Source organism: Campylobacter sp. CNRCH_2016_0050h, assembly GCF_025772605.1.
Taxonomy (GTDB): Bacteria; Campylobacterota; Campylobacteria; order Campylobacterales; family Campylobacteraceae; genus Campylobacter_D; species Campylobacter_D lari_D.
This window is the reverse complement of sequence record NZ_JAKMSK010000001.1, coordinates 138,709-165,444: the sequence shown is the minus strand read 5'-3', so window position 1 is coordinate 165,444 and position 26,736 is coordinate 138,709. Positions and strand designations below refer to the sequence as shown.

The 26,736-nt window shown below is 29.5% G+C and carries 23 protein-coding genes, 1 pseudogene and 1 riboswitch; of the genes and pseudogenes, 16 read left to right on the top strand and 8 right to left on the bottom strand.

Annotated features, from left to right (window positions below):
• Positions 1 to 4: 4 nt before the first annotated feature.
• From leuS to hpf, 9 genes are all read left to right on the top strand, one after another.
• Entirely contained in the window at positions 5 to 2,434 is a 2,430-nt protein-coding gene (gene leuS / locus L8X28_RS00825; protein WP_263665250.1) for a leucine--tRNA ligase, read from the top strand.
• On the top strand, positions 2,431 to 2,928 hold the full coding sequence (lptE, locus tag L8X28_RS00820) for an LPS assembly lipoprotein LptE (RefSeq protein WP_263665249.1): 498 nt from the start codon (positions 2,431 to 2,433) through the stop codon (positions 2,926 to 2,928). The genes leuS and lptE overlap by 4 nt, the downstream gene beginning before the upstream one ends.
• Positions 2,929 to 4,296 carry a hypothetical protein gene (locus L8X28_RS00815; protein ID WP_263665247.1) on the top strand — a complete coding sequence of 456 codons (1,368 nt, stop codon included), beginning with the start codon at positions 2,929 to 2,931 and terminating at the stop codon, positions 4,294 to 4,296.
• Position 4,297: 1 nt separating this feature from the next.
• Positions 4,298 to 5,467: a Mur ligase family protein gene (locus L8X28_RS00810; protein ID WP_263665246.1), complete on the top strand. Its 1,170-nt coding sequence runs from the start codon at positions 4,298 to 4,300 to the stop codon at positions 5,465 to 5,467.
• Positions 5,454 to 6,365, top strand: coding sequence for a M23 family metallopeptidase (locus L8X28_RS00805; RefSeq protein ID WP_243705623.1), 912 nt, complete (start codon positions 5,454 to 5,456; stop codon positions 6,363 to 6,365). Before L8X28_RS00810 ends, L8X28_RS00805 begins: the two co-directional genes overlap by 14 nt.
• Positions 6,293 to 6,697 (top strand): bactofilin family protein, encoded by a 405-nt coding sequence (locus L8X28_RS00800; protein ID WP_263660127.1) that lies wholly within the window; start codon positions 6,293 to 6,295, stop codon positions 6,695 to 6,697. Before L8X28_RS00805 ends, L8X28_RS00800 begins: the two co-directional genes overlap by 73 nt.
• The gene (locus L8X28_RS00795) at positions 6,687 to 9,626 is read left to right on the top strand and encodes a DEAD/DEAH box helicase (RefSeq protein WP_263665245.1); all 2,940 of its coding nucleotides are present in this window, start codon (positions 6,687 to 6,689) and stop codon (positions 9,624 to 9,626) included. The genes L8X28_RS00800 and L8X28_RS00795 overlap by 11 nt, the downstream gene beginning before the upstream one ends.
• The gene (locus L8X28_RS00790; RefSeq protein WP_263665244.1) at positions 9,623 to 10,303 is read left to right on the top strand and encodes an endonuclease III domain-containing protein; all 681 of its coding nucleotides are present in this window, start codon (positions 9,623 to 9,625) and stop codon (positions 10,301 to 10,303) included. Before L8X28_RS00795 ends, L8X28_RS00790 begins: the two co-directional genes overlap by 4 nt.
• 78 nt (positions 10,304 to 10,381) lie before the next feature.
• Positions 10,382 to 10,900 carry a ribosome hibernation-promoting factor, HPF/YfiA family gene (gene hpf, locus L8X28_RS00785; protein WP_263665243.1) on the top strand — a complete coding sequence of 173 codons (519 nt, stop codon included), beginning with the start codon at positions 10,382 to 10,384 and terminating at the stop codon, positions 10,898 to 10,900.
• 31 nt (positions 10,901 to 10,931) lie between these two features.
• Here the strand turns inward: hpf and L8X28_RS00780 are convergent, their stop codons facing one another.
• Positions 10,932 to 13,475 (bottom strand): hypothetical protein, encoded by a 2,544-nt coding sequence (locus L8X28_RS00780; RefSeq protein ID WP_263665242.1) that lies wholly within the window; start codon positions 13,473 to 13,475, stop codon positions 10,932 to 10,934.
• Between the two features lie 162 nt (positions 13,476 to 13,637).
• On the opposite strand from L8X28_RS00780, the gene groES reads away from it, so the two are divergent.
• The 3 genes from groES (at position 13,638) to L8X28_RS00765 (ending at position 16,238) form a co-directional block, all read left to right on the top strand.
• Positions 13,638 to 13,898: a co-chaperone GroES gene (gene groES, locus L8X28_RS00775; protein ID WP_039626536.1), complete on the top strand. Its 261-nt coding sequence runs from the start codon at positions 13,638 to 13,640 to the stop codon at positions 13,896 to 13,898.
• Between the two features lie 13 nt (positions 13,899 to 13,911).
• A complete protein-coding gene (gene groL, locus L8X28_RS00770; RefSeq protein WP_070256698.1) occupies positions 13,912 to 15,549 on the top strand; it encodes a chaperonin GroEL in 1,638 nt (545 codons plus the stop codon).
• Between the two features lie 119 nt (positions 15,550 to 15,668).
• Positions 15,669 to 16,238 (top strand): NUDIX domain-containing protein, encoded by a 570-nt coding sequence (locus tag L8X28_RS00765; protein ID WP_220566857.1) that lies wholly within the window; start codon positions 15,669 to 15,671, stop codon positions 16,236 to 16,238.
• Between the two features lie 12 nt (positions 16,239 to 16,250).
• On the opposite strand, the gene L8X28_RS08385 is transcribed toward L8X28_RS00765, so the two are convergent.
• The 5 genes and pseudogenes from L8X28_RS08385 to rpmB form a co-directional block, all read right to left on the bottom strand.
• Positions 16,251 to 16,598: a CZB domain-containing protein gene (locus L8X28_RS08385; protein WP_404842196.1), complete on the bottom strand. Its 348-nt coding sequence runs from the start codon at positions 16,596 to 16,598 to the stop codon at positions 16,251 to 16,253.
• A gap of 99 nt (positions 16,599 to 16,697) precedes the next feature.
• Positions 16,698 to 16,982, bottom strand: a pseudogene (locus tag L8X28_RS08380) (methyl-accepting chemotaxis protein); the annotation flags it as partial.
• A 431-nt stretch (positions 16,983 to 17,413) separates the two neighbouring features.
• The gene (locus L8X28_RS00755) at positions 17,414 to 17,629 is read right to left on the bottom strand and encodes a YdcH family protein (protein WP_133318720.1); all 216 of its coding nucleotides are present in this window, start codon (positions 17,627 to 17,629) and stop codon (positions 17,414 to 17,416) included.
• Positions 17,630 to 17,681: 52 nt separating this feature from the next.
• Entirely contained in the window at positions 17,682 to 18,809 is a 1,128-nt protein-coding gene (locus L8X28_RS00750) for a potassium channel family protein (RefSeq protein ID WP_220566855.1), read from the bottom strand.
• A 25-nt stretch (positions 18,810 to 18,834) separates the two neighbouring features.
• Positions 18,835 to 19,029 carry a 50S ribosomal protein L28 gene (gene rpmB / locus L8X28_RS00745; protein ID WP_012661734.1) on the bottom strand — a complete coding sequence of 65 codons (195 nt, stop codon included), beginning with the start codon at positions 19,027 to 19,029 and terminating at the stop codon, positions 18,835 to 18,837.
• A gap of 142 nt (positions 19,030 to 19,171) precedes the next feature.
• On the opposite strand from rpmB, the gene rpe reads away from it, so the two are divergent.
• The 3 genes from rpe to thiC all read left to right on the top strand — a co-directional run bounded on the left by rpe (position 19,172) and on the right by thiC (position 22,059).
• Positions 19,172 to 19,819, top strand: a complete 648-nt coding sequence (gene rpe / locus L8X28_RS00740; RefSeq protein ID WP_220566854.1) for a ribulose-phosphate 3-epimerase — start codon at positions 19,172 to 19,174, stop codon at positions 19,817 to 19,819.
• On the top strand, positions 19,816 to 20,580 hold the full coding sequence (locus tag L8X28_RS00735; protein ID WP_133318723.1) for a 3'-5' exonuclease: 765 nt from the start codon (positions 19,816 to 19,818) through the stop codon (positions 20,578 to 20,580). The genes rpe and L8X28_RS00735 overlap by 4 nt, the downstream gene beginning before the upstream one ends.
• Before the next feature lie 32 nt (positions 20,581 to 20,612).
• Positions 20,613 to 20,717: riboswitch (TPP riboswitch) on the top strand.
• A 43-nt stretch (positions 20,718 to 20,760) separates the two neighbouring features.
• The gene (gene thiC, locus L8X28_RS00730; RefSeq protein ID WP_263665240.1) at positions 20,761 to 22,059 is read left to right on the top strand and encodes a phosphomethylpyrimidine synthase ThiC; all 1,299 of its coding nucleotides are present in this window, start codon (positions 20,761 to 20,763) and stop codon (positions 22,057 to 22,059) included.
• A 27-nt stretch (positions 22,060 to 22,086) separates the two neighbouring features.
• Here thiC and L8X28_RS00725 read toward each other — a convergent pair whose 3' ends face one another.
• Together L8X28_RS00725 and nrfH are read right to left on the bottom strand one after the other, a co-directional pair.
• The gene (locus L8X28_RS00725; RefSeq protein WP_263660119.1) at positions 22,087 to 23,904 is read right to left on the bottom strand and encodes an ammonia-forming cytochrome c nitrite reductase subunit c552; all 1,818 of its coding nucleotides are present in this window, start codon (positions 23,902 to 23,904) and stop codon (positions 22,087 to 22,089) included.
• A 16-nt stretch (positions 23,905 to 23,920) separates the two neighbouring features.
• Complete coding sequence (gene nrfH / locus L8X28_RS00720) at positions 23,921 to 24,415, bottom strand: cytochrome c nitrite reductase small subunit (protein WP_039618639.1); 495 nt, start codon at positions 24,413 to 24,415, stop codon at positions 23,921 to 23,923.
• A gap of 227 nt (positions 24,416 to 24,642) precedes the next feature.
• Here nrfH and L8X28_RS00715 point away from each other — a divergent pair, with 227 nt between their 5' ends.
• On the top strand, positions 24,643 to 26,736 hold the full coding sequence (locus tag L8X28_RS00715) for an RNA degradosome polyphosphate kinase (protein WP_263665239.1): 2,094 nt from the start codon (positions 24,643 to 24,645) through the stop codon (positions 26,734 to 26,736).

The following is a 26,736-nucleotide window of genomic DNA, read 5'->3' as shown; positions in this document are numbered from 1 at the left end:
TAAAATGGCATATGAGGCAGGTAAAATAGAAAAAAAATGGCAAAAAATTTGGCAAGAAAAAGAATATTTTGAGCCAAAAGATGATTTTTCTTTACCAAAAAAATACATTTTATCTATGTTTCCATATCCAAGTGGTAGAATTCATATGGGGCATGTGAGAAACTATAGCATAGGTGATGCTATGGCTAGATATTATAGAAAAAAAGGTTTTAATGTCTTACATCCTATAGGTTTTGATAGTTTTGGTATGCCTGCTGAAAATGCTGCGATAAAACACGGTATTCATCCTAAGAAATGGACTTATGAAAATATTGATTATATGCAAAATGAACTTGCTTCTTTGGGCTTTTCCTTTTCTAAAAAAAGAATGTTTGCTACTTCTGATCCTTTATATACTAAATTTGAGCAAGAATTTTTCATTAAAATGTATGAAAAAGGACTTGTTTATACTAAAGAAGCTGAAGTTAATTGGTGTGAGAATGATAAAACAGTCTTGGCAAATGAGCAAGTTGAAGATGGCAAATGTTGGCGTTGCGGACATGAAGTCATTAGAAAAAAAATGCCAGGATATTATGTAAAAATTACCGCTTATGCAGATGAATTATTGCAAGATCTTAAAAAATTAGAAGGAAAATGGCCAAGTCAGGTTTTGACTATGCAAGAAAATTGGATAGGTAAAAGCACAGGGCTTAGTTTTGATTTTGATATAGAAGAAAATAATAAAATCAGTTCAAAAAAGATCAATGTTTTTACAACAAGAGCTGAGACTATTTATGGAGTGTCTTATATTGCTTTAGCACCTGATCATGAAATAGTAAACGAATTAATTGATAAAAAATTACTAGATCAAGATACTATCATAAAAATTCAAAATATACAAAATCAAACACCCCGCCAAAGACAAGCTGCGCCAAAAGAAGGATATTTTTTAAATCTTCATGTAATCCATCCACTAAGTAAAGAAAAAATTCCTTTATGGGTAGCTAATTTTGTTTTAAGTGATTATGGTAGCGGGGCTGTTATGAGTGTGCCTGCTCATGATGAAAGAGATTATGAGTTTGCAAAAACTTATAATTTAGCTATAAAAAAAGTAATTTATAAAAATGAAAATGACGCACAATGTTACACTTTAAAAGAAGGTGTTTTAACCAATAGTGGCGAATTTGATCAATTAGAATGTAATGATGCTAGAGAAAAAATTAGTTTAAAAATTGAATCTTTGGGTATTGGTAAAAAGGTTACCAATTTTAAAATTCGTGATTGGGGTGTTTCTAGACAAAGATATTGGGGTGCTCCTATACCAATGATTAAGTGTAATTCTTGTGGTATAGTTCCTCAAAAAATAGAAAATTTACCTATTACCTTGCCTGAAGATGTGATTATAAATGGAGAGGGAAATCCACTTGATAAGCATGAAATATGGAAAGAGTGCATTTGTCCAAAATGTGGTAAAAAAGCACAAAAAGAAAGCGATACTTTAGATACTTTCTTTGAAAGTTCTTGGTATTTTGCGCGTTTTGCAAGTGATGATAAAACATGGCAAGAAAAAGCGGTAGATGAAAAAAGTGTTAATTATTGGATGAATGTTGATGAATATATTGGCGGGATTGAACATGCAATATTGCATTTACTCTATGCTAGATTTTTCCAAAAAGCACTTAGAGATTTGGGTTATTTAAAAGATGATGAGCCTTTTAATAGACTTTTAACTCAAGGAATGGTCACTAAAGATGGTGCTAAGATGAGTAAATCTAAGGGTAATGTAGTTGATCCTGATTATATTATAGAAAAATATGGAGCAGATAGTGCAAGATTGTTTATATTGTTTGCTGCACCACCTGCTAAGGAACTTGAATGGAACGATAGTGCGCTAGAGGGTGCGTTTAAATTTATCAATAGGCTTTATGAAAAGGCTATGAGTTTAGAATGTGGAAAATTACAAGAAATTGATCATCAAAGTTTAAATAAAGAAGAAAAATATGCTAGATTAAAAGTATATGAAGCTTTGAAAAAATCTTTTGAAGTTTATGAAGAAAGTTTTGCCTTTAATACCTTAATAGCTGCATGTATGGAAGCTTTAAATGCCTTAAATGCTATAAATCATAAAGAAGTTTTAAAAGAAGCTTTTTGTATTATTTTAAATATTTTAGAGCCTATTATCCCTCATGTTTGTTTTGAGCTTAGCGAGCATTTGTTTAAATGTGAAAATTTTAAAGTATTAAAAATAAAAGAAGAAGTTTTTGTAAAAGATAGTTTTAATATAGCTATTAGTGTTAATGGTAAAAAAAGAGCACAGATTGAAATAAATTCAGAAGCTAAAGAAGATGAGATTTTAGCTTTGGCTAAAGAAAATGTTGCAAAATGGCTAGAAGGAAAAACCATTGTAAAAGAAATTTATATTGATAAGAAATTGGTAAATTTGGTGGTTAAATGAAAAAATATTTAATATCTTTTTTTGCTTTTTTTATTATATCTTGTGGATATATCCCATCATCTCAAATGGCAAGTAGGGTTTTGGGTGAAAATGTATTTTTGAAAATCAATATTAGTAAACAAGATCCCGAAAATAGTGTTTATATAACAGATATTTTAAGAGAAGCTATGCTTAATAAGCTTGGCAGAAAAGTCACAGATGAGCATAATGCAGATAGTTCTATTATAGTTACGATGAAAAAGTTAGAATTTCATCCTATAGTGTATGATAGAAATGGTTATGTGGTTAATTATAAAGCAGAGCTTTACTTGGAATTTCTTATGCGTTATAAAAATGGTAAAGAAGAAGTTGTAAATACCAAGGGAAGTTATAATTTTGATATTAATCCAAATTCTATTATTAGCGATCAAGCTAGATTTGAAGCAATTAAAAATGCATCAAGTGAAGCTTTTGATGAATTTGTTTCTATTATAGCTATTAGGGGTTATAAATAAATGGCAAGTCATATCAATGAGATTGCAAAAGAAGCATTGATAAAATTAAAAGAGCGTAAGTTGCATCCAACTCCTGAAAATTATAGTGAGGTATTTGAAGAATGTGCTAAAAAAGCGGGAGTGATGAGTTTTAATAAAGCAAGGATAGAAAAATATACTAATCTTTTAGATGATATTTATAAGCAAGAGCTAAAAGGAAAAAGCATTCGAACTATTGATGAGTTTTTGATGTTTTTAGTTTCTAGGCTTAATAGGCAAGTAAGTAGAAAATATGAAGATGTTTATGCTTTGCTTGATTTGATTGTACATCAGCTTAGTATTAGCAAAGATAAAAAAATCAAAGAACTAGCAAAAATTACTCAACACAGATTATCTCAAGCTATGGATTTAGAAACCATATATCTTTTAAGAGCTAAATGGAGAGAGCTTGAAAAATCTTATGAGGATTATGAGCTTTTAAAAAAATTAGAAGAATTTAATATTCGAGCGTTTTTGGATTTTCACACTTTAGTTGAAAAACTCATTGTTATGTTAAAGGAGAGATCTTATGAGAGGCAGGCTGAACTTTTACTAGCTTCTTTGGAGTCTTTGTTTGGAGCAAGTAAAGAGCTTGAGCAGTTTAAACAAAATTTAAAAGAAAATCCTAAATTAATTGCTAGGAAAGAATTTGCACATGAGTATTATTTAATGTTGCAAAAAAAAGAAGCAACAGATAAATATTATATACAAAAAAACCTTTCTTTTTTTAATCAGCACTTAGAAAGCTTAAATGAAATGGTATCAAAGCTGTATGATAACAGCCAAGAAGATGTGAAATTTATTAATGCTTTAACTAAAGATGAAAATGGTAATGTTCAAATTAATTTTGATACACTAAAAGATAAACTTTTATATGCAAACGAGCAAATAGCGCAAATTAAAACTCAAATTCAAGCTACAAGTGATGATGAGCAAAGAGAGCAGTGGAGTCTTGCTCAAGAACTTAAAAAACTTGATGAAAACTATAAGCTTTATGCTGTTAATTATGCATTATGTTTTTTTAAAATTAATAATATAGAGCATGTTATTAATGTCTATGGTGTTGATAGTTTTAAGGCAATTAGTGGAAAGTTTAAAAAGATACTTAAAGATTTATGTAAAGATATGGGTGAAATTTGGATTTTAGATGAAAGTTCTTATTTGGTTATACTTCCAGGTAAAAATTTAGAAAGTGCTCAGATTTTTATAGAAAAAGCCTTAAAGCTTATAGATGATTATAAATTTATTTATAAAGAAGAAGTAGTTAAACTTATTTTATCATCTTCTTACATAGAAAAAAAAGAATTTCCAGATGGCGATATTTTAAAAGAATTAATCCAAAAAGCTTAGCATGAAATTTCAACAAACACTTTCACAAAAAACTATGTATGTGCAAAAAATTAGTAGATTTTTTATGTTTAGCATGTATGAGAAGTATAAAAAATTTATTCCAAAAACTAAAAATATCCAAATTATTGGCACTAATGGTAAAGGAAGTACGGGTAGATTTTTAGCGCTTTTACTTTTAGAGCAAGGATATAAAGTAGGTCATTATACAAGTCCACATATTTTTGAATTTAATGAAAGATTTTGGTTAAATGGCAAAATTGCAAGCAATGAACTTTTAGAAAAAGCGTATGAAAAACTAGAAAGTGTTTTTTTGGAAGATGTGAAAAAACTTAGTTATTTTGAATACGCTACTTTTTTAGCTTTTTTTATTTTTAAAGATTGCGATTATGTGATTTTAGAGGCCGGAGTAGGTGGGGAGTATGATGCGACAAGTGTTTTTGAAATAAATTTTAGTATTTTTACTAAAATAGGATTTGATCATCAAGATTTATTAGGTAAAAATTTAGAAGAAATAGCAAGAACAAAATTAAAAGCCATGAGTGCCAAAGCTTTAATTAATCATAAGCAAGAAGCAAAAGTATTAAATTTGGCTCAAAAAATAGCAAATTTAAAACGAGCTAGTTTAAGTATCAGTTTGCTAGAAAAAAATAATTTTATTTATCCTTATGTGCAAGAATATATTCAAAAGCACAATTTTGCAACTTTTTTAAAAGATAATCTTTTTTTAGCTTTAGAAGCTTTTTCTAAAATTTGTGCTAAAAATGAAAAAGAATTAATTCAAAGTATCAAAAATCTACCAAAACTTGATTTAAAAGGAAGGTGCGAGCAAATAAGTCAAAATATTTTTATTGATGTAGGACATAATGAAATGGCGGCTTTAGCTTTAGTTGAAATTTTCAAGGAAAAAAAAGTTCATTTAGTTTATAATTGCTTTTTAGATAAAGATTCTTATAAAATTTTAAAGGTTTTAAAACCTATAATAAAAATAGTTGAAATTTATGATTATGAAAGTAAAGATAGACCTTTGGCGGGTTCTGTTTTGCTAGAAAATTTAGAAAAATTAGATATTGTTTATCAAAAATTTGAACAAATAAAAAAAGATGAGTTATATTTAGTTTTTGGTTCTTTTGTATTGGTAGAAAAATTTTTAAGAGGCTATAATGAAAGATAAATTTACGCTAACTATTACAGATGTAAATGGTTCTAGACATTTTTTATTAAGTCAGATTATAAAAAAAGTAATAATTTATTTTACTACTTTTGTTTTTGTTGTTATAGTTTTAGGTGCTTTATATATTAATTATCTAGCAGATAAGCGTTCAGAGCTTTTAAAAGAACAAGAAATATTATCTTCAAAGAATACTAAATTGTTTTCTCAAAATGAGAGTATGCAAAAAAGTTTAGAAGAAAAAACAGCCTTATATGATGAACTCCAAACCCAACTTGCAGATATTGAGGATAATTTAGGCTTAAAACAAGATGAAAGTTTAGATATACCAGAAAGATTAGAAAAAGTCAAACTTACTAATGATCAAGCTTATTTATTTTTAACACAAATTCCAAATGGTCATGTGATAGAAGATAATGGAGTCACAGGTAATTTCGGATGGCGTCATCATCCTATATTAAATAAAAAAGAATTTCATCCAGGTATTGATTTAAGAGCAGCTTTAAAAACTCCTATTTATGCGCCTGCAAATGGAGTGGTTGAATACGCTGCATATAGCAATAATGGTTATGGTTACTCAGTGATTTTGATCCATAATTTTGGTTTTAAAACGGTTTATGCGCATATGACGCGTCAGGATGTTGTCAAAGCAGGGCAATTTGTAAAAAAAGGTGATTTGTTGGGTTATACGGGAAATACAGGTCTTTCTACGGGCCCGCATTTGCATTATGAGGTTAGATTTATTAATAAACTTTTAGATCCTAAGATTTTTATAGATTTAAACCGAAAAAACTATGAACAAATTTTTGAAAAAGAAAGGAGAGTGCCATGGCAATCTTTAATAAAGGCTCTATTGCTGCAGTATCCGAAACTACAGTCATTTCAAACGGAGCAAAAATAGAAGGAAAATTTTATTTTGATTCTATGCTTCATTTAGATGGAGAAATCACAGGAGTAATTAATTCTTCTAATGTGATAGTGATAGGTAAAAGTGGTGTTTTAAAAGGACAAGTTAAGGCAAGTAAAATAGTAATCAATGGAGTTTTTGAGGGAGAAATGCAAGTTGATTCTTTAGAAATTTTATCCGGCGGTGTGCTTAATGGTAATATCATAGTTAAACAATTAAGTATTGAAAATGGTGGGAAATTTAACGGAAGTAGTAAAATAATTGAAAAAGAAGAAGAGCTTGCAACTATTGATGTGAGTATAGAAAATTCAGAAAATGCAAGCTAAATTATATGAATATTTATTAAGTAATAAAACTGAGTTAATAATTTGTGAGAATGATAAAGAAGCAGATGAATTAGCTCAAGTTTGCTTATTTTTAAAATTAAAAACTTTTATTTTACCTGATTTTAGAGCAGAATTTGGTAGCGATTTGCGCTCTTTTTCTAAAGAACTTTTTGAAATTTGTAAAGTATTAAATGCTTATCATAAAGAAAATGAAAATAAAATTTTAATATCTCCCATAAAAACAATTTTGCAAAAATTACCAGGTAAAAAGCATCTAAAAAACATTATTCTTAAAAGAAATTCACTTCTTGCTTTAGAGAAATTTAAAGAAGAAATTTTACATAGTGGATATGAGTTTGTAGATATAGTTCAAGATAAGGGTGAAATTTCAATGCGCGGGGATATTATAGATATTTTTGCGATTAATGAAGAACAACCTTTTAGAATTTTACTTTTTTCAGATGAGATAGAAAGTATAAGATATTTTGATATACATACACAAAAATCAATTCCTGCTGAACTCTCCAATATAGAAATTTGTCCTTTTTTGAGTGCTTTTAGTCAAGAGCAATATGAAAATTTACAAGAAAAAATTCAAAATTTCCAAAGTCAAAGCATTATAAATGATGTTAATTCTTTAGGTTTTTGGTGTGTTGATGATTTTTGTGATTATTTAGATTTAAATTTTGTAAGCATAAGAAAATTTGATGTAAATGATTTTGAAGAAGATATTAGTAAAATCAATCAAAATATTTTACCTGAACCAAAATTTTATAAAGATTTGGTAAGTTCTTATAATTATGATTTTTTCACTTTTCACAAAGATAAAAAAATTACTATTTTAGCAAAAAATGAAGCTTTGTTTAAAGCTTTAAATTTACAAGAATTTTCAAATATTAAATTAAAAATATCCCAAGAAAGAATTAATTTAAGTACTCAAGATGAGCTTATCATATCTTTAAATAAAAAAGAAAAAAACAAAAGAGTTAGAAAAGCAAGTTTGGTAATAGATGAGCTTAGGGTTGGGGATTTTGTTGTGCATGAAGATTATGGTGTAGCTAAATTTTTAGGTCTTGAGATTATTGCAATAGCAGGAGCAAAAAAAGAATTTGTCGCTCTTGGGTATTTAAATAACGATAAGCTTTTATTGCCTGTTGAAAATTTATATATGATTGATAAATATATCGGTGCAAGTGGTGGCGTGCCTTTACTTGATAAGCTTGGAAAAGGAAGTTTTTTAAAAATCAAGGAAAGATTAAAAGAAAAATTATTTGCCATTGCTTCAAATATAGTTTCTTTAGCAGCGGCTAGAGCTTTGATAAAAGCAAAAGAATTAAAAATTTCTCAAGAATTACAAGATGAATTTATCAATAAGGCAGGATTTTTTTACACTAAAGATCAAAGTCAAGTTTGTCAAGAAATCACTCAAGATTTAAAAAGTATGCAGGTGATGGATAGGCTTTTAAGTGGCGATGTGGGTTTTGGTAAAACAGAAGTTGCTATGAACGCTATATTTACTTGTGTAAAAAGTGGTTATACGGCTTTATTTTTTGTGCCAACTACTTTGCTTTCAGCTCAGCATTTTAAAACCTTAAAACGAAGATTTGATTCTTTTGATATAGAGGTTTTTAAGCTAGATCGTTTTACTAGTGCTAAAGAAAAAAAACAAGTTTTAGCATTTTTAAAAGAAAATAAGCCTTGTGTAGTGGTCGGAACGCATTCTCTTTTAGGAGTTGAGTGTGAAAATTTGGGTTTAGTCGTGATAGATGAGGAGCATAAATTTGGTGTAAAACAAAAAGAAAAACTCAAGGAACTAAGTAAAAATTCACATATTCTATCTATGTCGGCAACGCCCATACCAAGAAGCTTAAATCAAGCTCTTAGTTCTTTAAAATCATATAGTGTTTTACAAACTCCACCTGAGGATCGTTTGGATGTGCGTACCTTTGTTAGAGAAAGTAATGACGCTTTGATTAAAGAAGCTATTTCAAGAGAATTAAGAAGAGCAGGACAGATTTTTTATATACACAATCATATAGCAAGTATTGATGGGTGTAAAAAATATCTTTTAGATTTGTTTCCAAATTTAAAAATTTTAATCTTACATTCTAAAATTGATGCAAAAATTACTGAAGAAGAAATGATTAAATTCGAAAATAAAGAATATGATTTATTGCTTTGTACTTCTATAGTTGAAAGTGGTATTGATTTGGCAAATGCAAACACTATCATAGTAGAAAATTCAGATCGCTTTGGTATGGCTGATTTGCACCAACTTAGAGGAAGAGTAGGGCGTAGCGCTAAGCAAGGATATTGTTATTTTTTGATTGAAGATAAGGAAAAAATCACAAAAGATTCTTTAAAAAGACTTACGAGTTTAGAGAGTAATTCTTATTTAGGCTCAGGAAGCGTGCTTGCTTACCATGATTTAGAAATTCGTGGTGGTGGAAATTTATTAGGCGTAGATCAAAGTGGACATATAGAACAAATTGGTTATAGTTTGTATCTTAAAATGTTAGAAGATGAAATTAATAAGCTAAGTAAAAAAGAAGAAATTAAAGAGAAAAAAATAGATCTAAAGCTTAATATCAATGCTTTTTTAAATAGTGAGTATATTAGCGAAGATCGTTTGAGATTAGAACTTTACAGAAGACTTAGTAAGTGTATGAGTGTTAATGAAGTTTATGAGATAGAAAGTGAGATGAATGATCGTTTTGGAAGACCTGATATCTTCACAAAGCAGTTTTTGGATTTAATCATCATAAAAATTTTAGCTAGCAAACATTATAAATTAGTGAGCAATTATGAACAAAATATTTGTTTTGTAAAAGATGATGAGAGCAAGGAAGTCATTAAGGCAAAAAGTAAAGACGATGATGATGTAATTGAGGCTATTTTGATGCATTTAAGAAAGAGTGAAAAAGCATGAGTGGACATGAAATTTTTAAAGCTTTAGTTAATGCAAATATTGTTTATAAAGATTTTGAATGGCTAGAAAATAATACTTTAAGTGAGTTTGAAATTTTAATTTCTGTAGTTTTAACTCAAAATACAAATTGGAAAAATGTATTGAAAGCTTTGATAAATTTAAAACAAGCAAATATTACTAAGATAGAAGATTTATCAAATTTAAATACTCAAGATTTAGCGTTTTTAATAAAGCCAAGTGGATTTTATAATACTAAGGCAAAATATATTAAAAATTTTACTCAAAAATATTTTCAATATTTTAATTCTTTTGAGCTTTTTAAAGAAGAAGTTGATAGAGAATGGCTTTTGGATATTAAGGGTTTTGGTCAAGAAAGTGCTGATGGAATTTTAAATTATATATGCAAAAAAGAAGTTTTAGTAGTTGATGCTTATAGTGCAAAAATAGCTAATTATTTAGGCTATGAGTGTCAAAGTTATGATGAGTTGGCAGATTTTTTAAAAAAAGACATAGCTAAAAATCAACAAGAATTGTGTGTTTTATTAAAAAAAGAATGTAAATTATATGAGCTTTATCAAATTTTTCATGCTTTAATTGTTTCTTTTTGTAAAACACATTTTCAAGGTAAAAAACTTTCAGAGGATGGTGTGCTTATTCTAGATCCTTTAAAATTTTAAATTTATTTTTTATTTAAAAAGTTATTTTTTTACGATTAAAGTGCTATAATGTATTTAACTTCATAAAAAGGAGAAGTAATGAATATAAGTATAGTTGGAAAGCAATTTGAGCTAACTGAGTCTATAAAAGAGTATGTGGAAAAAAGCTTTGATGCTTTAAGTAAATATGGCTTAGATGTGATTTCTGCGCGTTGTGTTATAAGTGCTGATGAAAGGCATGGAAAGAAAGGATTTTGGGCTGAATTTAGCATTAATCTAGCCGGTATTAATACAGTGGTTGTAAAGCAAAAAGATAAAGACTTATATGCTGCTATAGATTTAGCTACTGATAGAATTTCTAAGGTTTTAAGAAGATTGCATGATAAAAATATTACCCATAAACATCAAGATGAGATAAAAGAAAATTTAGTATTACCGAGCTTGATTGAGGAAGATGAGATAGTTCCAACAGAACTTGAGCTATATAAGCCTTTGGAAATTGAAGAAGCATTGGAAAAATTAAAAGCAAGTAAAGATATATTTTTAGTTTTTAATGACATAGATGCAAAAATGAGGGTGTTATATAAGAAAAAAGATGGTAAATTTGGTTTATTTTAATAAACCTAGCCTTTTTTAAAGGCTAGGTTTATTAGAAGAGTTTGTTAAAAATTTTATCTATTGCTTGATCTACTTTTTCACCTGTATTTTTAGCACCATCACTAGCATTTCCGCCTATTGTATTAACAATGGAATTTACAACACTTTTTGTATCAAGACTTACTTTAGGATCTTGTGTTGTTCCTTTTATAGTACCTTTGAAGTTTGCTCTATCAATGACGATATTAAAAGGAATATTTAATTTGGTACTTTTTGTATCAACCTTACCTTTGCTAATATTTATATTGCTTCTATCAGCCACTAGGTTTAAATTTAAATCTATAAGATTTTTGTTGATGTTTATTTTGGCTTCACCGTTGCGATATACATCTTGAGTGATATCTTTTTGTAAAAGTAACATTAAAGCACCTGTGATAAGATTTTTCTTAAGTTGCCCATCGGCTAAATTCATTAGCACTACACCACTTTCTTTTAAAAGATTATAATCAATGCTTAAATTTGATTTTGCTTGGTAATAATCAGGTAAATCTAAGCTTTGAGTTAAATTTGAAAGATCGGTATTTTGCATTTTAGCGTTAAAAATATTATTTTTTAAAGTGGCATTTAATGAGCCGTTAAATATATTTTTACTATTAATACTTGCATCTATTAAAGCGTTTTTAAAATCAAATTTTCCTTCAAAATCAGCCTTGCCTTTTAAGTTTCTATCAACTAAAAATCCTAGCTTAGAAAAATCTTGCAATGATATATTATAAGTGCTTACTAGAGCCATTTGATTAAGATCAAATTTACCTTTTAATGAATTAATATTTGCAAATGAACTTAGAACTTTAGCGTTAAAATCAATGATTGATTTAGAAATTTTTCCATCAAGATTGATTTTTGCTGAAGTATTCTTTGGAAATTTTTTCTCTAAAAGCTTGGATAATTCTACTTCATTAAAAGAAGAATTAATGATTGCTTTAAAATCACCATTAATATTGTTAAAATCAAGTGACTTTAAGTCAATATCTGCATTTACATCACCAAATGCTAAAACTTTTTGTCCTATCAAAGGAAAAAGTTGTTCTAATTTTATATTATCAATCTTTGCTTGTAAACTTTTTCCATTGGATTTTGCATTGATAAGCCCTTGCATGATTTTAATATTTGCATCAAGATTTTGAATTTGATTTGACTTAAGATCAACTTTGGCATCTAAATTTAAAGGTCCATTGAGATCTTGTTTGGTTAAAGGTTTTAATTTGTTAAGATTATCTATAAAAGCACTAATTTGTACATTTAAATCTTTGTTTGTAAGGTTATATGAACCTTTTAGTTGAGGTATTTTTGCTATGTTTGAATCAAGTAAAGCTTCATAATCAATCAAAGAATTTTTCGCATTTGCTTTAGCTTGTAAGTTAAAATTTGTTTTTGGAAAGTCAAGATTGCTTAGTTTTTTAAATTCCATAACATTTATATTTGCATTGTTTAACCTAGTGTTTAGATTGAAATTTTTAAAATCAAGCCCTTGTGCTTTTAAATCTAAAACTAATTTAGAATTAATAAAAGCAGGTATGGATATGGTTTTTAAAAGTTCTGCTACTTCTATATTAGTTGTATTGATATTAAGATTATTATTTTCTAAAACAGCTTTTAAGCTACCACCAAATCCAAGTAAGTCAGCATCTAATTTTTGCAATTGATTGTTTGCAAAAAGTAAATTACCTTGAATTTGACTTTTACCTTGGAGTTTCATTTTGGCTAGAGATGAAAATTGATTAAAATCATCTATTTTGATATCAAAATCACTAGTTAAGCTTTGTTTTGCTATATCATAAATGCTTTTCTGTGTATAAAGTTTGAAGAAGTTGCTTAAAATTTCACTTTTAGAAATAACTTCATTGTTTTGGATTAAAGATCTTATTTCACCTTTTATATAGCTTTGTTTTGGTAGGCTTAGATTGAAATCTTTTTCAATTAGAGTATTGTTGATAGAACTTGTGTAAAAATTAATCAAAGCATTACCATTTGGTTTTAAATCTTTAGCTTGTATATCACTTATAATACTAATTTTTCCTTGAGCATATCTTGGTAGATTAGCAAAATCTAAAATTTGAGCCAAATCTATATTTTTACCAATAAATTCAAGATTTATAGGAGAAAAATCAACAATTTTTGCATCTAAGCTAAGATTGGAATCAAACAAAAACCCATTACCTTTTACTAAAAAATCACTACTTTTACCTACAGCACTACCTTTAAATGTAAAATCTTTATCACTTTTTAAGCCAAGATTTTGAATATAGTTTTGTTTAAGTCCTAAAAGATAGTTTAAATCAAATCCTAGTCTTAAAGGTGATATACCACCTTCTATGTTAGCAAAAAATTTATCATCAATATTTGCTTTAATGTCAAGTTGTGAAAAACTAATTTTAAAATTTTCAAATTTAACATTCATACCGCTTTTTTGAGCAATAATCGTTTCGATTCTTGGCTTTAAAAAAGCATTACCCATGCTTGTAAATAATAATGTATATATAGCTAGAAATGCTATACACACTACACCTAAAAGAATGTAAAGAATTTTTTTCATGAGAAACCTTTATAATAATATATCATATAAATTTAGTGATATAGACTAAACTTATATGATATATTTTACTTAATTTATTGACAATTAACTTTCTTTAATGTATAATTCTATCACTCAAAAACAAAGAGTGCTAAAAATGGCACATTTTAGAAAGGATAAAAAATGAATTTTCAACCTCTAGGAAAGCGTATTTTAGTAAAACGCTTAGAAGAAATGAAAACTACTGCTTCTGGGATTATTATACCAGATAATGCTAAAGAAAAACCATTAAATGGTGAAGTTGTTGCAGTAAGCAAAGAAATAGAAGATATTAAGGTAAATGATAAAGTAATGTTTGCAAAATACGGTGGAACTGAAATTAAACTTGATAATGAAGAGTATTTAGTTCTTAATGTTGAAGATGTTTTAGGGATTATTAAATAAAAAAGGATAAAAAATGGCAAAAGAAATATTTTTTTCAGATGAAGCAAGAAATAAACTTTATGAAGGTGTTAAAAAACTTAATGATGCTGTAAAAGTCACTATGGGGCCACGCGGTCGTAATGTATTAATCCAAAAAAGTTTTGGTGCTCCAACTATCACAAAAGATGGTGTGAGTGTAGCTAAAGAAGTGGAATTAAAAGATTCTTTAGAAAATATGGGTGCTTCTTTAGTTAGAGAAGTAGCTAGTAAAACAGCTGATCAAGCAGGCGATGGAACAACAACAGCAACAGTTTTAGCGCATGCTATTTTTAAAGAAGGTTTGAGAAATATTACAGCAGGTGCTAATCCTATCGAAGTTAAAAGAGGTATGGATAAAGCTTGCGAAGCTATAGTAGCTGAACTTAAAAAACTTTCTCGTGAAGTTAAAGATAAAAAAGAAATAGCTCAAGTTGCAACAATTTCTGCGAATTCAGATGAGAAAATCGGAAATTTAATCGCTGATGCTATGGAAAAAGTTGGAAAAGATGGTGTTATCACTGTTGAAGAAGCAAAATCAATCAATGATGAATTAAATGTAGTTGAAGGTATGCAATTTGATAGAGGTTATTTAAGCCCATATTTCATTACAAATACTGAAAAAATGACAGCTGAATTGCAAAATCCTTTTATTTTGTTATTTGATAAAAAAATTGCCAACTTAAAAGATTTATTACCAATTTTAGAACAAATTCAAAAAACAGGAAAACCACTTTTAATTATAGCTGAAGACATTGAAGGCGAAGCTTTGGCAACTTTAGTTGTAAATAAATTAAGAGGTGTTTTAAATATTTCAGCAGTTAAAGCTCCTGGCTTTGGCGATAGAAGAAAAGCTATGCTTGAAGATATTGCTATTTTAACAGGTGGTGAAGTGATCTCTGAAGAGCTTGGAAGAACTTTAGAAAGTGCTAGTATTCAAGATTTAGGTCAAGCTTCAAGCGTGATTATTGATAAAGACAATACAACTATTGTAAATGGTGCAGGTGAAAAAGCAAATATTGATGCAAGAATTAACCAAATCAAAGCTCAAATTGCTGAAACAAGTTCAGATTATGATAGAGAAAAATTACAAGAAAGATTAGCTAAATTAAGCGGTGGTGTAGCGGTGATTAAAGTTGGTGCGGCTACTGAAACTGAAATGAAAGAGAAAAAAGATAGAGTTGATGATGCATTAAGTGCTACAAAAGCTGCTGTTGAAGAAGGTATAGTAATAGGCGGTGGTGCTGCATTAATCAAAGCAAAATCAAAAATCAGCTTGAATTTGCAAGGTGATGAAGCTATTGGTGCAGCTATTGTAGAAAGAGCATTAAGAGCACCTTTAAGACAAATTGCTGAAAATGCTGGATTTGATGCTGGTGTAGTTGTAAATACAGTAGAAAATAGTAAAGAAGAAAATACTGGTTTTGATGCTGCAAAAGGTGAATATGTAAATATGCTTGAAAGCGGTATTATCGATCCTGTTAAAGTAGAAAGAGTAGCCTTACTTAATGCGGTATCGGTAGCTAGCATGCTTTTAACAACTGAAGCTACAATTAGCGAAATTAAAGAAGACAAACCTGCTATGCCTGATATGAGTGGCATGGGTGGTATGGGAGGCATGGGTGGTATGATGTAATACCATCTTTTCTACTTCTTTTTGGAGTTGCTTTTTATAGCAACTCTTTTAAATTCTTTCATATTTTTTCATACTCGTTTTATTTTGTTATAATAGATGTAAAATTATAAGGATTTTACATGAAAAATTTACAAGAAGAGCAATTTTCTAACTCAAAATATATTAAACCTAAAAGATATACTTATATAGGTAAAGATAACAAAAAATACACTTGGGATTTTATAGAAGCATTAGATAGTGTTTCTGTTTTTTTATATCATACTCAAAAAGATTCTTTTGTTTTTGTAAAGCAATTTAGAATTCCTTTATGGGATTATCAAAAACGCAATAACTTAAATTTAAACGAGATGGGATTTAGCATAGAGCTTTGTTCAGGTCTTGTTGATAAAGATTTGAGTTTAGAGGAAATAGCTAAAGAAGAATGTATTGAAGAACTAGGTTATGCTCCTAAGGTTGTAGAAAAAATAGGGGAATTTTATACAGGTTTTGGTTCAGGTGTTAGTAGACAATTTTTATTTTTTGCTGAAATTAATGAAGATGATAAAATTGGTAATGGTGGTGGAATTGAGGGGGAGGATATCCAAGCAGTATGGATAAAAAGAAAAGATTTTGAAAAGTTTTCTAAAGAAAATCCTATAAAAACTCCTTTACTTGAGTATGTGTATTTATGGTTTAAGGGTAAGAATTAATCTTACCTCTTTTTATTTTTCCTCTTTATTTTCAATATTTAGATCTTTTTCATCAAGCATTTCTTTAAAGATTCCAAATAAATCTTCAGAAGCCTTTTCAGCATTAGAGCATTTATCTAAAATTTGATTTTGTACTAGTTTATCACTTGTATCTTCATTATGTGCTAAAGCAACGGCTTGGTTCATATTTTCATGTACTTTTTGATGTGGTAAATTTAACTTACCAAAAGCTCTTCCGCCAGAAAATCTTTCCTTGCCAATACCAGCAATCCATTTTGCAAGTCTGCAACTTAAGTGATCAGATAAAGTTTTTCCTGAAGCATGAATAATTTCATTATATCCATTTAATTTAAATGCAATATGATCTAGTTTTGCTAGTGATATGAATATTTCAGAGGTAATGCTTTTAGCGTGAGAACTAGTTGAATTTGCATTAGAAATTAATTGAGCAAAATTACTAGAGAATTTTACTATATGCTCATTAGATTCTAATGATACTTTTTCTACTTGTTCGCTTTGTCCATACATCTCATCAGCATTTTGTTTTAATAGGTTAATATTTAATTCTACTTCAGAAGTTGCTTTTTGTGTTTTTTCAGCAAGTTTTCTTACTTCATCAGCAACAACAGCAAAGCCTCTGCCGTGTTCTCCTGCTCTAGCAGCTTCGATTGCGGCATTTAGTGCTAAAAGATTGGTTTGATCGGATACATCTTTGATTAAGTTAATAACATTAGTGATCTCATCAACGCTGCGGTGTAAATTTCCCGCTGTATCTCTTGAGCGATTAGCTGATTCTATAATGCTTTGAAGTGAAGATATGATAGAGTGAGTTATTGAATTTAACTCTTGCATATCTTTTAAAGAGGAATCAGAATATTGAGAAATCATTTCCGCTTTATTAACATTTTCCTGCATATCACTTTGAACATTTGCAATACCTTTTAAAACACCATTTAATAGCATTTCCAAAAGATTTGTTTCAAGTTCAGTTTTTCCGCAATTTCCTTGAAGTTGTTTTTCATAATTTTTAATTAATTCTTGTTTTTCTGAAAGAAGTCTTTTGTTTTCTTCTTCTAGTTCTTTGATTTTATTTTGTAAATTTTCAAAGTCTTGTGATAATTGACTTTTTTTTCCAAACATATTTAATCCTTAAAAGTTAAAAAAATCGGTAGAAATTATTTTTTATAATTTGATAAATAAGTATTTAATTCATCCTTTAATTTTAACTTTTCTTTCTTTAGATTTGCTATTTCTAAGCTATCTAGATGAATTCTACCTTCTTCTGCATCTTTGATTTTGTGATCAAGTTTGTTGTGCTCTTCAAACAACTTATCAAAATGCATATCCTTGCCTTTTAACTCGGTGATTAAATCCCTAAATTCATGTAGCATGTAAGCCTCCTTTTTTTGAAATTTTATTGTTATTGATTATAGCTTAAATAAGTTAAATGTATTTTAACTCGTCAGGTTTTTGTTTATTTTTAATAATCTTTTTAGCTATTTTTATACTATCTGCTGTACCAACGATTAACAATTTTGCACCAGTGCCTATTAAAGTGTCTCCTCTTGGCATAGGGGTAAATTTTTTATTTTCCAAAATTCCTACTATGCTAACATTTGCCATATCTCTTAAATGGATTTCTTTTAGTCTTTTAAATCTTACCCATGACTCGTCAGGAATTTTAACCTCTTCTAAATCAATAGGGCTATTTTTTTTGTAAAGATAATTTTCTAATAAATTTTCCATATCAGGTCTTGCTGACATAGCACTAAGTCTTTGTGCGACCAATTTTGTAGCAGAAACTATGGAATTTGCTCCAAGTTTTTTTAGTTTTTCAGTTTCGTCTTCATTGCTTGAGCTAGCTAGTATAAAATAAGGATTGATTCTTTGTAATTCTTTTTCAAACAATCTCACTGAAGCAATGATGGCTATATTATCTGCTATGTTATTGCTAAGAGTAATTACACCTTTTGCGCTAGAAAGATTGGTCTTTAAAAAGGCTATATTTGTATGTGGAGCACTTTCTATATAATAAGGATAATTATATTTTTCAGCTATCTCGCTAAAATTTTCTATTTCATCAACAACAACAAAAGGAATGTGATTTTCTTTGAATTGTTGTGCTAGTTCTATGGTAAAATCATTGTGATAGCATATTACAAAATGATTTTTTAATCTTGCAACTTTATGAAGCATTCTTCTCTCCTTGATTATTTTAGACAAGATTCCTTTTTTTACTATTTCTATCACTAAACCCATGCAAAAAGTAAATATTGTAAAAGTTAATAATACATATATAACGGTAAAAATTCTACCCGCTGTTGGTATGGGATTGACTTCAGTGTAGCCTAAAGTGGTAAATGTCATACCAGCTTGGTAAATAGCATCATTGAGATTATAATTACTTGTAAGCATATAACCAAAAGCTCCAATTAGTGTCATTATTACGACAGCAATAAGAGGGATTCTTAAAAATCTAAGCTGCTCGTAAAGCTCGTCATTGAGGTTGATTGAAGGTTTTGGAGAGGGGGACCAATTGAGGAATTTTTGTAGCTTTTTCAAAAAAGACATAATAATTCCTCGTTTATATTAAGGATTATTTGCTACTCTGTTTTTTAAGTGTTCTTAAAGTTGAAGCAGCAACTCTAACTTTTCTAGTAGTTCCATCTTCTAAAGTAATACGAACTGTTCTTAAATTTGGCAAAAAGCGTCTTTTAGTTTTGTTGTTAGCATGGCTAACATTGTTACCTACCATAGGTCCTTTTCCTGTAATTTGGCAAATTCTTGACATAAATTTTTCCTTATGAAATAAAAATAATTTTTAGCATTATATCTAAAGCAAGCTTAAAAAAATCAAATATTATTAAAAATACATAAAGAAAATTTGATAATAAGTATGATAAAATTATTTTTTATTTTATTGGAGATATATAATGTATGTAGCGCCAAGTTTATTGTCTGCAAATTTTTTAAACTTAGAAAATGAGATTAAAGAAGTATCTCAAGCGGGAGCTGATTTGTTGCACATTGATGTGATGGATGGACATTTTGTGCCAAATCTTACTTTTGGTCCTTGTGTGATTGAAAATATTTCAAAAATTACTTCAGTACCTTTAGATGTGCATTTAATGGTGCATAATGTTAGTAGTTTTGTAGATTTATTTATACCTATAAAACCAAAATTTATTAGTTTTCATTTAGAAGCTGAAAACCATCCTATTAGAGTGTGTGAGTATATAAGAAAAAACGGCATTCATCCTGCTATTGTATTAAATCCACATACTCCAGTTTCAAGCATAGAACATATTTTAGAATTTGTAGATATGGTGCTTTTAATGAGTGTTAATCCAGGCTTTGGCGGGCAAAGTTTTTTACCTTTGGTGTATAATAAAATTCGCCAGTTGAGAGAAATGATAGATAGGAAAAATCTTAAAGTTTTTATAGAGGTTGATGGTGGGGTAAATGGCTTAAATGCACCTGATTTGGATGAAGCAGGAGCTGATATTTTGGTCGCGGGTAGTTATATTTTTTCTTCGCAAGATAAAAAAACAGCAATTAATTCTTTAAAGCTTGAATTTTGAGCCAACAACAAATCGATGATTTAATCATCAAGCTAAGCAAAGAAAACAAACCTTTTCCTTGGGTTTTAAAAGAACTTGCAAAAATAGAAGAATTAAACCACTATGATTTTGATTTATATATTTTTGAGCTTTTAGGACTAGGGGTAGAGCTTAATGCACAAAATTGTTTGTGTTTAAAAAGTAAAAATACAAAAATAAAAGATGAGATATTTTGTGTTGTAGATATTGAAAGTACTGGCGGGATAAAAAGTGGTCAAATTTTAGAAATAGGTGCTGTAAAAATTCAAAATTATAAAGAAATTGATAGATTTGAGAGTTTTGTAAAAGTAGAAAGCATACCTGAAAATATTACAGAATTAACTGGGATTAGTTTAGATATGGTAGAAAATGCTCCTTCTTTGAAAGCTGTGTTAAATGATTTTAAGTTATTTTTAAAAGATAGCATTTTTGTAGCACACAATGTGCGTTTTGATTATCATTTTATATCTAAAGCTATGTATGAAAATGATTTTGGAGTGCTTTTAAATAGAAGATTATGTACTATTGATTTAGCTAAAAAATGCATTGAAAGTCCCAAATACGGCCTTGATGCTCTAAAAGAGTTTTTGTGTATTGAAAGTAAGCATCATAGAGCTTTAAGTGATGCTTTGGCCGCAAGTGAAATTTTGAAATACTGTCTTAAAAAAATTCCTTTTTACATTAAAACTACTGAAGAATTGTTACATTTTAGCAAGCAAGCTAAAAATCAAACAAAAAAATAAACTTTGTTTTGTATTTATTGCTATACTTCTTTTGCATAAATGACGGGAGCTTGTGATACAGGCTGAGAGTAAGCTAAAAGCTTAGACCGCACCAGAACTAGGTAATACTAGCGTTGGGATAATTTATCAACTACTCACATACCCTTCATTTATCCAAAATTATTTCAAGGATAAATTCAAATGAAAACTCAAATGTCTTATGCAAAAGAAGGAATTTTCACAAAGCAAATGCAAATTGTTGCACAAAAAGAACAAGTAAGTGAAGGTTTTTTACTTGAAAATATAGCATGTGGAAAAATCGTCATTCCTGCAAATATCAACCATAAAGCATTAGATCCAAATGGTATTGGCTATGGACTTAAAACAAAGGTAAATGTAAATTTAGGTGTTTCAAATGATTGTGTAGATTATAGTGAAGAGATGAAAAAGGTAGAATTGGCTCACAAATTTAATATAGAAGCTATTATGGATCTTAGTAATTATGGTAAAACTAGTCGTTTTAGAGATGAGCTAATTGCTACTTCAAAAGCTATGATAGGTACTGTGCCTGTTTATGATGCGGTAGGTTTTTTAGAAAAAGATTTAAAAGATATTAAAGCAAAAGATTTTTTAGATGTAGTATATCATCATGCTAAAAGTGGAGTGGATTTCATGACAATTCACGCAGGGATAAATTCTCGTGCTGCTAGGGTTTTTAAAGAGTGTGATAGGATTACTAATATAGTTTCAAGAGGAGGTTCAGTTCTTTATGCTTGGATGCAAATGAATGATGCTGAAAATCCATTCTATGAATATTATGATGATTTGCTTGCTATATGTAAGGAATTTGATGTGACACTTTCTTTGGGTGATGCACTAAGACCTGGTTGTACTCATGATGCAAGTGATGGAGCTCAAATTGCTGAACTTATCGAACTTTCGTTATTAACTAAAAGAGCATGGGCTCAAGATGTACAAGTAATGATAGAAGGGCCTGGTCATATGGCTATTAACGAAATAGAAGCTAATATGCAACTTGAAAAAAGAATTTGCAATGGAGCTCCATTTTATGTTTTAGGACCATTAGTTACTGATATAGGTGCAGGATATGATCATATAAGTGGAGCAATTGGTGGAGCAGTTGCAGCAGCAGCTGGCGCTGATATACTTTGTTATGTAACTCCTGCTGAACATTTAAGACTTCCAAATTTAGAAGATGTAAGAGATGGTATAGTAGCAACTAAAATAGCAGCTCATGCAGGAGATATAGCCAAGCTTCCCAAAGAAAGAAAAATAGATGATGAAATGAGTAAAGCAAGACAAGATATTGATTGGGAAAAAATGTTTAAATTAGCAATTGATGGAGAAAAGGCTAAGAAAATGTTTAATGAAAGAAAGCCTGAAGAACTTAATTCTTGTTCAATGTGTGGAAAAATGTGTGCTATGAACACTATGAATAAAATTTTAAAAGGTGAGGATGTAAGTTTGATAAAAGAATAAACCCTCGATTGCGAGGGTTTATTTTGATTAATCTATTACTTTATAATTATAAGGTTTTAGATTTTTATCATCTTCAAGAAGTTTTGCTGGTGGATTACCATTTACTTCTTGGTGTTTATAGTAGCGATCACCTGCTTTATTACCATTTAGATCTACTTTATAGTGAATTTCACCTGGATTTAATTTTTGAATATCTTCAAAACCTAAATTTGAAGTTTTGAAATCTTTAATGCCATTTTTGGCTGCAATTTCTGCTAGCTTAGTTTGTCCTTGTCTTGACATATCAACTGATTGTAAAAGCATTCTTGAAGCTTCTCTAGGATTGTGGAAACCTGTTGAGTTTTCAGCACCTACAAAGTCTGCTCTAATTTGAGATTTTCTATGTAGTTCTAATACTTCTTTTAATTCAGTCGAAATTTTAGCATCATCTGCTTTGCCATCAGTTTGAAATTTAGGCATTTTTCCAAGTTCTGCACGAATAGTTTCTATATCTTTAATCAAGCTTACTAAAGAATATTCAGCTGTTCTTAAATCATGGGCTACTGAATTTTGAATATCTTTTACTTGTTTAGCTAGATAGCTTTCGCTTTGAGTGTGACAAGTTTTACAAGCTGAGTTAATATCAACTAAAGGTGAAGTAATATTGTGGTTAGTAACTTTTTTTGCACCTTTTCTAATATAAGGCATATGACAATCTGCACAACTTACACCATTTGCAGCATGTACTCCACCACTATAAAGTTCGCTTTCTGGGTGTTGAATTTTAATCATTGGCGCTTTTGTGATTTTATGAACCCAATCACTTGGAAAATTTTCTCTATTTTTTTCATAATAATCATCAATCATTTCTATTCTAAATGGCTCGCCTTTTTTCCACTCACTCCATGGAAATGCTAGCTCTATACCATCAACTTCGATTTCAACTGGCTTGTTACCATCTCTCCAAGAATCAAACTCATCGTAAGTTTTTTGAGTGCCATTCCACCATTTTTTAGAACTATCATTAGCAATACTTTCGCCTATAGTTTTCACTTTAGTGCCTGTTGGTTTGAAGTAGTATTCAACATGACATTGAGAGCATACTAAAGTTCTCATTTCGCTTCTTGAAGCTTTAATGCCTTGTTTTTCGTCTGCTTCATAACCTCTTGAAATTAATGCTTTAATTAAAGCTGGTCTTGTAAGTCTTAAACTCATATCTGTTGGGTTGTGGCAATCTGCGCATGTTACACCCATTCTTTTTCCACCATGAGGTCCGCTGTGTTCAGGTGAGTTTTCTTTAGCTCCATTTACAGCTGGGATAGTTTTAACCATAGTCCAATATTTTGCAGAGTTAAATGCTACCCAATCGCCTTTTGCAGTGTTGTTTAAAAGCCATGGAGTCCATCCGCTATGGCAGTTCATACAAGCTGTTGGTTGACCGCCAAATCCTGTAAAACCATGTGCATTTAAGAAATCTTTATTATTTCTAGCTGTATCCATTTGATCTACTTGAACCCAAAAGTGTCCTCTTTCTTCATTTGCATCAATGCTAAATGGATAACCTGCCCAAAGAACAGTTAGTTGTGGATAGCGAATAAGCTTTGAATAAGCTAAATTTCCACCAAATTCTGTTGCATTAGGTGTTTGTTTTTCTACTGCTGTGTGCATGTCTAAATAATCAGGGAAGTTCTTTCCCCAGTAATCAAAAGTAGGATTTTCATCACCAAGTTTTACAATTTCTTGTGAAATGATCCCACCTACTGAATCATTTGTTTTAGCTGTAATGTCCTGATTAAGCCATAATACACCTGCAATAGCTACTATAGTAGCACTTATAGCACTATATAAAATGCCTTTGTTATTCATTAAATACTCCTTTCATTTAAAATCCTCTCTTATGACCAACACCTTGGTGGCAAGATACACAACTTAAAGCATTATCTTTATGTGGATCTAGGGTAGGGTTGATAGTGTTACTCGCAATTTCTTTGTGACATTCTATACAGTTATTTTGGACTATTTCTTTACTTTTTGCATTTGCACTCAAATGTGTAGGTAAAGAATCTAGTTTGAAAGTAAATGCATAAGCATGTCCTAAGCCACTTTGAGCTTTAGCAATCCATTTTTCAAAAAAGCTATGTGGCAAATGGCAATCATTACAGGTTGCTCTTGGTTTACCATCAACTTCTTTAGAGTGCGAAGCTTTTAAATAATCATTATAAACCTCGTTCATAATATGGCAATTATTACAGCTTTCACTAGCATCGCTAAAATAAGAAGTGCCCTTAGCATTATGGAAAGTATACATTCCAACTCCTGCTAAAATTACAAGTAAGAAGAGGAAAACAGCAAAAAGTTTTGAGTTTGCTTTTTTCAAAGTCTCTCCTTTGAATGAAGTTTAAGTTACAAGAACTTGTGTATAATTATATAACACCATAAAGGCAAAAAAGTAAATATATATTTATTAATCATTTATTATTTTTTTAATAAGATAAAAAAAGTATTATTTTTTTATATAATTATATTTACTATTATACAAATAAAATAAATTTTAATGAAAGAAATACTAAAATATAAATATCTAGAAATAAAGGTAGGTATATCATGCAAATTCAACCATCAATGTATATTAACAGAGAACTTTCTTGGCTTGCGTTTAATTCTCGTGTTTTAGATCAATGCTCTAAAGATCTTCCTTTGCTTGAAAAACTTAAATTTATTGCTATATACTGTACAAATTTAGATGAGTTTTATATGATAAGAGTGGCTGGATTAAAACAACTTTTTGTGGCAGGAATAAGCACAACAAGCAATGATGAAATGACTCCTCTTGCGCAACTTAAAGCTATTAGAAATTATCTACATGAAGAAAAATATGTAGTAGAGCAGTATTTTACTAAAATTACCCAAGATTTAGAAAAAGAAAATTTATTTATTCGCTCATACGAAGAACTTGATGAGGATTTAAAACAGCAATGTAATGAGCATTTTTTTTCTAATATTTTTCCTGTGATAGTGCCTATTGCAGTTGATGCAACTCATCCTTTTCCGCATTTAAATAACCTTTCATTTTCTTTAGCGGTAAAACTTTGTGATCCTATGCACCCTGAACTTTTAAAATTTGGCATGATACGCATACCTAGGGTTTTACCAAGATTTTATCAAGTAAGTTCTAATATTTATGTGCCTATAGAAAGTATAGTACGCTATCATACTGAGCATATTTTTCCTGGCTATAAGCTCTTATCTTCTGCTGCTTTTAGAGTAACTAGAAATGCAGATATGGAAATAGAAGAAGAAGAAGCTGATGATTTTATGTTGATTTTAGAGCAGGGTTTAAAACTTCGTAGAAAAGGTGCTTTTATACGCTTGCAAATAGAAAAAGGCGCAGATGAGCAGTTGATTGAATTTTTAAGTTCTCATATGAATATTTTTCATAAAGATATTTATGAGTATAATATACTTTTAAATTTAGCTTCATTATGGCAAATCATTTCCAACAAAGAATTTACACATTTGCTAAATCCTATGTATACACCAAAAATTTTACCACCTTTTGGGGATAATGTATCTATATTTAGTGCAATAGATAAACAAGATATTTTGGCTATACAGCCTTATGAGAGTTTTGAGCCTGTATATCAATTTATCAAAGAGGCAAGCAAAGATCCTAAGGTTGTTTCTATAAGAATGACTCTTTATAGAGTAGAAAAAAATTCAAATATAGTTCAAGCTTTAATTGATGCAGCAAGCGATGGCAAACAAGTTACTGTAATGGTAGAATTAAAAGCGCGTTTTGATGAGGAAAATAACTTGCATTGGGCAAAATCATTAGAAAATGCAGGGGCTCATGTGGTATATGGAATCACTGGTTTTAAAGTGCATGCAAAAGTAGCTCAAGTGATTAGAAAAGAAGGGGATAAATTAAAAATTTATAATCATTTAAGTACGGGTAATTACAATGCAAGTTCAGCTAAAATTTATACTGATGTGAGTTATTTTACTTCAAAAGAAGAATATTCTCAAGATACTACAACTTTTTTTCACATACTTTCAGGATATAGTAAAAGTCGTCGTTTAAAGACTTTATCAATGAGTCCAAAGCAAATCAAAGAAAGAATTTTAGATATGATAGCCACTGAAGCAAGCTATGGAAAAGATGGAGTAATCATAGCCAAAATGAATGCTTTGGTAGATGGTGATGTGATTAAAGCTTTGTATGAAGCTTCAAATAAAGGTGTTAAAATAGATCTTATTGTGCGTGGAATTTGTTGTTTAAGACCTGGAGTAAAAGGATATAGTGAAAATATAAGAGTTAGAAGTATAGTGGGAAAATATTTAGAGCATGCTAGAATTTTATATTTTAAACATACAACACCAAATTATTTTATTTCAAGCGCTGATTGGATGCCAAGGAATTTAGAAAGAAGACTAGAATTAATGACTCCTATTTTTGATGAGCATTCTCGTGCAAAATTGGCTCAAATTTTAAAACTACAATTAAGCGACAATGATTCAGCTTATGAGTTAGACAGCGAGGGAAGATATCGTAAGGTTATTTTAAATGAGACAGAAAAAATCAACAATTCTCAACAAACTTTAGAAGAGTATATTAGTAGAATTTTTAATACCTTGAAAAAAGATACTGATCACAGTAGGGCGACGCACTTAGCAACGAAGCTTTTTAGGGATAGCTAA